The organism is Microvirga sp. HBU67558, assembly GCF_018069605.1.
Classification (GTDB): Bacteria; Pseudomonadota; Alphaproteobacteria; order Rhizobiales; family Beijerinckiaceae; genus Microvirga; species Microvirga terrae.
The window spans coordinates 1-7,605 of sequence record NZ_JAGPUP010000400.1 but is presented as its reverse complement, the minus strand read 5'-3'; the positions used below and the strand labels follow the sequence as shown (position 1 = coordinate 7,605).

10 protein-coding genes and 1 pseudogene are annotated in these 7,605 nt (G+C 63.5%); 3 read left to right on the top strand and 8 right to left on the bottom strand.

Features of this window, described 5'->3' with window-relative positions; genetic code table 11:
* Positions 1–91: 91 nt before the first annotated feature.
* Positions 92–349, bottom strand: a complete 258-nt coding sequence (locus KBI52_RS03055) for an aldo/keto reductase (RefSeq protein ID WP_173948685.1) — start codon at positions 347–349, stop codon at positions 92–94.
* Between the two features lie 125 nt (positions 350–474).
* Entirely contained in the window at positions 475–1,188 is a 714-nt protein-coding gene (bdcA, locus tag KBI52_RS03050; protein WP_173948686.1) for an SDR family oxidoreductase, read from the bottom strand.
* Positions 1,189–1,237: 49 nt separating this feature from the next.
* Here bdcA and KBI52_RS03045 point away from each other — a divergent pair, with 49 nt between their 5' ends.
* On the top strand, positions 1,238–1,855 hold the full coding sequence (locus KBI52_RS03045; RefSeq protein ID WP_247654143.1) for a TetR/AcrR family transcriptional regulator: 618 nt from the start codon (positions 1,238–1,240) through the stop codon (positions 1,853–1,855).
* An 86-nt stretch (positions 1,856–1,941) separates the two neighbouring features.
* Here KBI52_RS03045 and KBI52_RS33650 read toward each other — a convergent pair.
* From KBI52_RS33650 to KBI52_RS03025, 4 genes and pseudogenes are all read right to left on the bottom strand, one after another.
* A pseudogene (locus tag KBI52_RS33650) lies at positions 1,942–2,052 on the bottom strand (alpha/beta hydrolase); the annotation flags it as partial.
* 75 nt (positions 2,053–2,127) lie between these two features.
* A complete protein-coding gene (locus tag KBI52_RS03035; protein WP_173948687.1) occupies positions 2,128–2,823 on the bottom strand; it encodes a type 1 glutamine amidotransferase domain-containing protein in 696 nt (231 codons plus the stop codon).
* A gap of 51 nt (positions 2,824–2,874) precedes the next feature.
* Positions 2,875–3,627 (bottom strand): SDR family NAD(P)-dependent oxidoreductase, encoded by a 753-nt coding sequence (locus tag KBI52_RS03030; protein ID WP_210805222.1) that lies wholly within the window; start codon positions 3,625–3,627, stop codon positions 2,875–2,877.
* A 64-nt stretch (positions 3,628–3,691) separates the two neighbouring features.
* Positions 3,692–4,207: a DUF2721 domain-containing protein gene (locus tag KBI52_RS03025; protein ID WP_210805220.1), complete on the bottom strand. Its 516-nt coding sequence runs from the start codon at positions 4,205–4,207 to the stop codon at positions 3,692–3,694.
* A 196-nt stretch (positions 4,208–4,403) separates the two neighbouring features.
* On the opposite strand from KBI52_RS03025, the gene KBI52_RS03020 reads away from it, so the two are divergent.
* Complete coding sequence (locus KBI52_RS03020) at positions 4,404–5,318, top strand: LysR substrate-binding domain-containing protein (RefSeq protein WP_173948690.1); 915 nt, start codon at positions 4,404–4,406, stop codon at positions 5,316–5,318.
* Positions 5,319–5,624: 306 nt separating this feature from the next.
* On the opposite strand, the gene KBI52_RS03015 is transcribed toward KBI52_RS03020, so the two are convergent.
* Together KBI52_RS03015 and KBI52_RS03010 are read right to left on the bottom strand one after the other, a co-directional pair.
* Positions 5,625–5,975, bottom strand: a complete 351-nt coding sequence (locus KBI52_RS03015) for an AraC family ligand binding domain-containing protein (RefSeq protein WP_173948691.1) — start codon at positions 5,973–5,975, stop codon at positions 5,625–5,627.
* 99 nt (positions 5,976–6,074) lie between these two features.
* On the bottom strand, positions 6,075–6,473 hold the full coding sequence (locus KBI52_RS03010) for a RidA family protein (protein ID WP_173948692.1): 399 nt from the start codon (positions 6,471–6,473) through the stop codon (positions 6,075–6,077).
* Positions 6,474–6,626: 153 nt separating this feature from the next.
* On the opposite strand from KBI52_RS03010, the gene KBI52_RS03005 reads away from it, so the two are divergent.
* On the top strand, positions 6,627–7,532 hold the full coding sequence (locus tag KBI52_RS03005) for a LysR family transcriptional regulator (RefSeq protein ID WP_173948693.1): 906 nt from the start codon (positions 6,627–6,629) through the stop codon (positions 7,530–7,532).
* Positions 7,533–7,605 lie beyond the last annotated feature (73 nt).

Below are 7,605 nucleotides of genomic sequence, written 5' to 3'. Positions count from 1 at the left end.
TACCCTTCCAAAGGTCCGCTTTAAGCCTATCACCCGACCTAAAGGTTAGGTCCGGAACGTGCCATTTCCAGACATTTCGAGTCTTGAGCGCTCAACTTTGCAGAAGACCATTTGTTGAACTGCCGGGTCTCCTCAGTGCCATTTCACAAGGCGCTCGGCGCCCTTCCTGGGCTGCACCCACATCGGCCAGCACGATGCTGTCGCGACGACACTTCAGAGCTTTGCCCACGGTCTCCTCAGACTCACCTGCTGTATCGCGGTTGGCGATGTCGATGAAGTTGATCCTTGCATCCAACGCTCTGTGGATGAGCCGAATGTTCAGCCGTCGACTTGGCGTTGGATTAAGCACTCATAAGACTATCTTTAGGTTGATCATGCTCGGGTTTTTTGCTTCGTTGCGCGAAGAGCTCTTCCGGCCCGAGATCAGGATCGACAGATCTCAATAGCTCTGGGGATGGGTCACGCCACAGGTGGCTAGGCGCCGAACGCGCCGTCGATGGTGTGCATCGCCCCCGTCACAAAGCCCGCCTCCGGACCCGCCAGCCAAGCCACCATCCCAGCAACCTCCTCGGGCCGCCCGTGGCGCTTGATGGCCATGAAGCTGTGCATCAGGTCCCTCATCGGCCCGCCTTCGGGGTTTGCGTCGGTATCGATCGGTCCAGGTTGTACGATGTTGATCGTGATGCCGCGTGGTCCAAAGTCCCGCGCCAAGCCACGCGCCATGCCCTGCAGGGCCGACTTGCTGAGCGCGTAGGATGCCATGCCCGGGACGGGCATCCTATCGCCGTTCACCGAACCGATCACAATGATCCGCCCACCGTTCGGCATCTGCCGCGCGGCCTCGACCGAAGCGTGATAGGGAGCGTGGACGTTGACGCGAAACAGGCGGTCTATCGCGTCCGGGTCCTGCTCCAGTGCGTCGCCGAACAGGGCGAACCCAGCATTCACAACCAGCACGTCCACGGGACTGCTGTCCCGCACCCGCGCAATCACTGCGTCCCGGTCGGCACTGTCGGTCAGGACGGCCGTGCTGCCCGTTTCGGCCGCCAGCTGCTGCGCCGCCTCATGCGATCCGGCATAGGTGAAGGTTACTTGCGCACCGTCGGCCCTGAAGCGCCGCACGATCGCGGCTCCAATCCCACGGCTGCCGCCGAGCACCAAAACTGACTTTCCTTCGAACAGACCCATCGGGGCCTCCCTTGAGACTTAATGTAGGTCGCACTACATAATTGACCGATTGATCGCGTTCAACGTTTTTGTAATGGTCACTACAAATAATTCCAAACGGCGGGGTCGGCCCCGGCGCTTCGATCCTCAAGAGGCGCTCGCCACCGCCCAGCATCTTTTCCATGCACGCGGCTACGATGCGGTCAGTGTCGCTGACGTTACCGAGGCGCTCGGCATCAACCCGCCGAGCTTCTACGCAGCGTTCGGCAACAAGGCCGGCCTTTACAGCCGTGTTCTCGAACACTGGGCCAGCACTGGGGCCATTCCACTGCGCGACATATTGCGACCGGACCGCCCCGTGGCCGAAGCCCTCGCCGCTGTACTGGAGGAAGCCGCCCGCCGCTACGCAGCCAATTGCGCGGCGGCGGGTTGCCTCGTGCTGGAAGGCACCCGATGCAACGACCCGGAGGCGCGCGAGGCGGCGCGCGCCTTCAATATCGCCGGGGAGGAACTGATCCGCGACTACGTCGCCGCGCGCCATCCGGAGGACGCCGCCCGTGTGACGGATTTCGTCAGCACGACCATGTCGGGTCTCTCCGCCAAGGCGCGCAATGGGCACGGCTTGGACCAGCTCCTTGCCACTGCCCGTCTCGCCGGCTTGGCCCTTGCGCAGGTCCTCCCCGCCTGAGCGCCACGCCCGCTGGTCGACCAACCATCGCTTTTTGCTATTAGGACGCAAGCGTCTGGCGGGTGCAACAGCATCTGCAGGCCTCAGTCCTCCAACGCCAGCGGCCAGCCGTGGTGGAAGTGAATCGGCTCCGCGTCCTTCTGACCCCGGTCCTTGTAGAAAATCTCGACGCCATCGTCGGTCGGAACGGAGCTCATTGCCTTGCTCCTTCTCGGTGTGGAGGGAGCCCGCGAGGCCAGCCGGATCGCGGGTCGCCTGGGGCCTAGTCCGCGCTATCGCAGCGCCGCGATCACCACTTCGGCCAGAGCCGCCGAGGATTGCGGGTTCTGACCGGTGAACAGGTTGCCGTCCTTGACGACGTGCGTGCTCCAGTTCGGTCCCTGCTCGAAGTGGGCCCCCAATTCGCGCAGCGTCTCGGCCAGCAGCCAGGGGGCGTTCTCGGCCGTTCCAAACTCAATCTCCTCCTCGTCGCTCAGCGAGGTCATCTTGCGTCCGGCGAAAGGCCAGCGGCCGTTCTCGTCGCGTGCCGCGAGCAGCGCCGCGGGACCGTGGCACACCGCGGCGATGACCTTCGACTCGCGGTCGGCCTCGAGCAGCACCCGACCCATGTCGGGATCCTTGTAGAGGTCCTCAACCGGCCCGTGCCCGCCCGGAACGACGATCGCGTCGTAGTGGCCGACATCGATCTCGGCGAGCACAAGCGGGTTTTCGATCCGCTGCGCGTTTTGCGCGAGATAGGCGCGCATGCGCTCCGCCACCGCCTTGCCCACTGCCCGAGGATCGAGGCTGCGCTTGTCCATCGTCGGCACGATGCCGCCAGGGCTGGCAAGATCGACCCGGAAACCAGCGCGGATGAAGGCCTCGTCGAGGTCGACGAACTCCTGGGCCCAGACACCGGATTCGTAGGCCGATCCGTCGGCACGGGTCCATGTGTCCGCGGCGGAAAGAACGATTAGGACATTGTTCATCGATATTCTCCTGCTGGTTGCCAAAAGATGACAGGTGGATGGGGCGAGCAGTCAGATGTTCTGGCCGCCCGACACTTCGATCCGCTGCGCCGTGACCCAGCGGTTATCGCGGCCGAGCAGACTCGCGATGGCCGGGCCGATGTCGTCGGGCACGCCGACGCGGCCGAGCGCGATCATATTGGCGAAGGCCTCGTTGTATTCGGGCGTGTCGCGTACCGCCCCGCCGAGGAAGTCGGTCTCGATCGCACCCGGGGCGATGACGTTTGCAGTGATGCCGCGGCTGCCGAGCTCCTTGGCCATGTAGAGCGTGAGTATCTCGATCGCCCCTTTCGCGGCCGAATAGGCCGAGAAGCCCGGGTAAGAGACGCGGGTCAGGCCCGACGAGAAGTTGACGATTCGCCCGCCGTCGGCGAGTAGCGGGAGCAGCGCCTGGGTGAGGAAGAAAACGCCCTTTACGTGCACGTCGAAGAGCCGGTCGAACTGCGCCTCCGTGGTTTCGGCGAAGCTCGCCATCTCGCCGTGCCCGGCGTTGTTCACCAGGTGGTCGAAGTTCCCCCGATCCCACGACTGGAGCAGCGCGCGAATACGCTCGACGAACGCCGGAAGCGCGGCGATGTCGCCGACATCGAGCTGCAGCGCGGCGGCCCTGTGGCCGAGCGCCTCGATTTCCGCGACCACTTCCTGCGCCTGCTCGGCATCGCTGCGGTAGGTGAAGATCACGTCGCCGCCGCGACGGGCTATGCTTATGGCGGTGTTGCGGCCGAGGCCGCGGCTGCCGCCCGTAATGATCGAAGTGGTGATCATCGGTAGGTCCTTTCGTGGTGCTTAGGGTGTCGGCGACCCGCCGACGGGTTTTGGGGGCCAGGCCTCAGGTTTCGTCGCCGAGGGCGGCTTGCGGAGTTGCGGTGCGCTGCATCGGGCTCTTGCTCGCGAGGGGGTGAAGTCGGACCATGGCGCGGCTGCACGCGCCCTCGCGAAGGAGCGCGCCGACCGCCGCGAGCATGACCGCGAGCGCGGCGCCGCCGGCGACGATCATGACCAAGCTGACCGCGCCGGAAGGCACGGACAGAGCCTGGACGAGGAAGGCGCCTAGCAGCCCGCCGACCGTAGTCACCGCGAACAGGGCGACTCCCGCGCTCAGCAGGCCGAGCGCGCGGAGCTGCAGGTGGATGCGCTGTTCGGCGAGCGACAGGGCGCGTTCCGGATCGATGTAAAGCAGCGACAGTCTGTCATCGCCCGACGCAATCAGCGCGCGAAACTCGCGCCATTGCGTGACCGCGAGGTTGTAGCGCGTGGTCGCGCCGTTTTGGAGAATCGCGCAGGCGTTCGTCAGTATCGCCGGGCCGGTGATGAAGCTCAGCGCCGAAAAGGGGTCGTACGGCATGACCTTGCTCCTTCTGCACACGCGCGCTCACGGCCCCGAAAATGCGGGCTGGCCAGCGGACGCTCTCGATTGTTCGTGATGCTTGGCTGGCATGCCCGCCAGCCAGTGCTCTTTGGCTGAGCCCAAAGATGGCTCATCCGCAGTCGCAGCGGAAAGACTTTGTAGCTTTCTCGACCATACCTGGTAGGCATGGCTGATGGAACTTCGTCATCTTCGATACTTCGTCGCCGTCGCCGAGGAAGGCAGCCTGACGGTTGCCGCCGAGAAGCGCCTGCACACCGCACAGCCTTCCTTGAGCCGCCAGCTACGCGACCTCGAGCTTGAGGTCGGCACCCAGTTGTTCGTCCGCACCTCGCGTGGGGTTGTGCTCACGGCAGCAGGGCAGGCTTTCCTCGACCATGCGCGGCTGGCGCTCGGGCAAGCGGCCGAAGCGGTCGCCGCTGCTCGGCGTGCGGTCCGACCGGCCAAGGCCAGCTTCTCGGTCGGTTTTCTGACGGGCCAGGAAGTCGAGTGGCTGTCGCACGTGACCCAGGTCTTGCGCGATCAGCTCAAGGATATTGACTTTCGCGTCACCAGCGACTTCTCGCCCGCCATTGCCGCCGCCGTGCAGCGCGGTGAACTAGATCTCGGCTTCTCGCGCATCGAGCCCCAGCCCGACGTCACCTACAAGGTGATCGCCGAGGAGCCGATCGTGGCTATTCTGCCGCGCGAGCATCCGCTCGCCGAACGTTCCGAGATCGACCCGGCCGACCTCGATCAGGTTCCCTTCATCGGCTATTCGGATACCCCTCATGTCCTGCGGAGCATCGTCGAGCGTTACCTGCGCGAGCGCGGCGTGGCGGTGGCGCCGAGCCACTTTCTCGATGGATTCGCGACGGGCATATCGCTCGTCGCGTCCACAGGGGGCCTCACGCTTCTCCCGGCGTATGTCGAACGGCTGCTGCCCCAGTCAGTCGTGAGCCGGCCGCTGGTGGGAAGCCCTCCGATGATTGAAATCGCCGCCGGCTACCGAGCTGACAATCTGTCGCCCGTGCTGGCGAGCTTCTTGCAGAATATCGACCAACTCATCGCTTCTCGTTCTGCCATGATTAGGCGTAGTTTCCCGCCATAGTCACTCGTGTGCAGCGGTTAGCTTTCGTACACTGCGTTGACATGGAAGTCCGACTCAAACACCTGTGAGCTTGCAAGAAGACGGTCGGCAGCCGGCCAGTTCCGATCGTTGTGGCCGCTGCGGTACAAAGGCGGCTTTGGGTCACGAGCAGGAGATCGCTGGCCGCCTTGGAGGGTCTGCTTACCCCTGCACTAGGGACGTAAGGCTAAGGTCGGCCCGGTGCCGCGAGCCGACCTACAGTGATTTGCGCTGTCTACTCGCCAGCCGCCACCTGTTCAGGCGTCGTGAGGGTTGTGACGCACCGGCTTATGCCAGCGGCTCCTGCCAATGCGGGTATGTGACGTAGGCGGTGATTGCTCCCTGAGCATGCGACCGGATGGTGACCACTTCACCCTTGGGCATATAGACAATCTCGCCCGGACCAGCAGTGACCGTGCCGTCACTCGATGTCACCGATAGGCTTCCCTCCAGAACCACCATCACGTCGTGCACGGCGAGAGTCTCATCAATGCTCTGGTTGGGCCCGTAGCGACCGTAGCCAATGGTGATAGGTCCCCCGTGATGTTGGTCTATCAGATTGCCTGCCCACACCTCCCCGTCCTGGCCAGGCGAGCGCTCGAACGATGCATCGGCGACAGACAACTTATGAACCTTCATGGGCATAGCTCCATTTTCCGCTAGAGTCTGAGCAAGATACGATAATCCATTGCAGAAGCGCGCTCTTGTGTTTAGCGCATGATCGGGTCTGGTGGCGTTTCAGACGGCCGCTGGAATCCGCGCGATTGCCTTGATCTCGAAGTCGAAGCCGGCGAGCCAATTCACTCCGACAGCCGTCCAGTTGGGATACGGCTCGTTAGGAAACACGTTGTCCTTGACGGACATGACGGTCCCGAACTGTGCCTCTGGATCGGTATGGAATGTGGTCACATCAACGATGTCATCGAACGTGCCGCCAGCCGCTTTCAGAACCTCGCTGAGGTTGTCGAAAGCAAGCTCAACCTGCTTTGCGAAGTCAGGCTCAGGTGAGCCGTCCTCGCGGCTGCCGACCTGCCCTGAGACAAAGAGCAGATCGCCGGACCGGATAGCAGCAGAGTAGCGGTGCATCTCGTAGAGTGCCTGCCGGCCGGCAGGGAAGACGGCGTTGCGCTTGGACATTTGTGTCTCCTCATCCATGTCGAATGGAACCTCAGAACGAAGGCACGTCCCATGAGAGTACTGGGATCTGCCTTGTTTGAGCAGGAGATAGTAGCCCTGGGCTTGCACGGTTAGACGTTGAAATCGACATGGTCTGATGCAAAATGGCCATCAATGATGCGCCCTTCCCTCAACGATCTCACCGCCTTTGTGGCAGTTGCCACCCATCGCAGCTTCCGTCGTGCCGCGGATGAACTCGGCACGGCGCCATCCACACTGAGCCACGCAATGCGAGGGCTTGAGGAACGCCTAGGCGTACGCCTTCTCAACCGAACAACCCGCAGCGTCTCACCAACTGAAGCGGGGCTTGAGATGCTCAGCCGGTTGCAGGTGGCGCTCACGTCCTTGGACGAGGCATTGGACGCCGTCTCCGCCTTCCGAGGCCAAGTGGCAGGCAGAGTCCGGATCAATGCACCGCGGGTGGCCGCGGCCGTTCTCGTCCGTGAGGTCCTCCCGCGCATGGCCGAACGGTTCCCCGATGTGACGGTTGATCTCGTCGTCGAGGGACGCTTGGTTGACATCGTGTCGGGCGGCTTCGATGCCGGTGTCCGTCTTATCGAAGCCATTCCGAAGGACATGATCGCGGTGCCCCTCGCCCGCCCGATCGGGTTCGTCTGTGTTGCATCACCGGCCTATCTCGAGCGCGCCGGTGAGCCGACAACTCCGGACGACCTTCAGCATCATCGCTGCATCGGCCACCGCACGCCGAGCGGCAAGCTGTACCAGTGGGAGTTCGAGCGGGCTGGGCAGGAATTGACGATCGATACAAGCGGACCCGTGGTTCTCGATGACGAGGGACTGATGGCGGACGCGGCCGCACACGGCTTGGGGATCGCGTATGTGGCGAGCTGGGCTGCCGAAGCCGCCATTGCAGAGGGGCGACTGCGGACGGTGTTGTCCGCCTGGATGCACGAACCGGGGCGAGCGGCCATCTACTACCCGGGACACCGAGCCGTGCCGCCGGCCTTGCGGGCCTTCCTCGATGTCGTCAGGGATGTGAGGCAAGTGAACAGTGGATAGTCGGTGTAGGTCCGCAGTGGGTCAAACGCGGTCCGTGAGGGCAATTGTCTAAACGTCCGCTCCCCAGGCACAT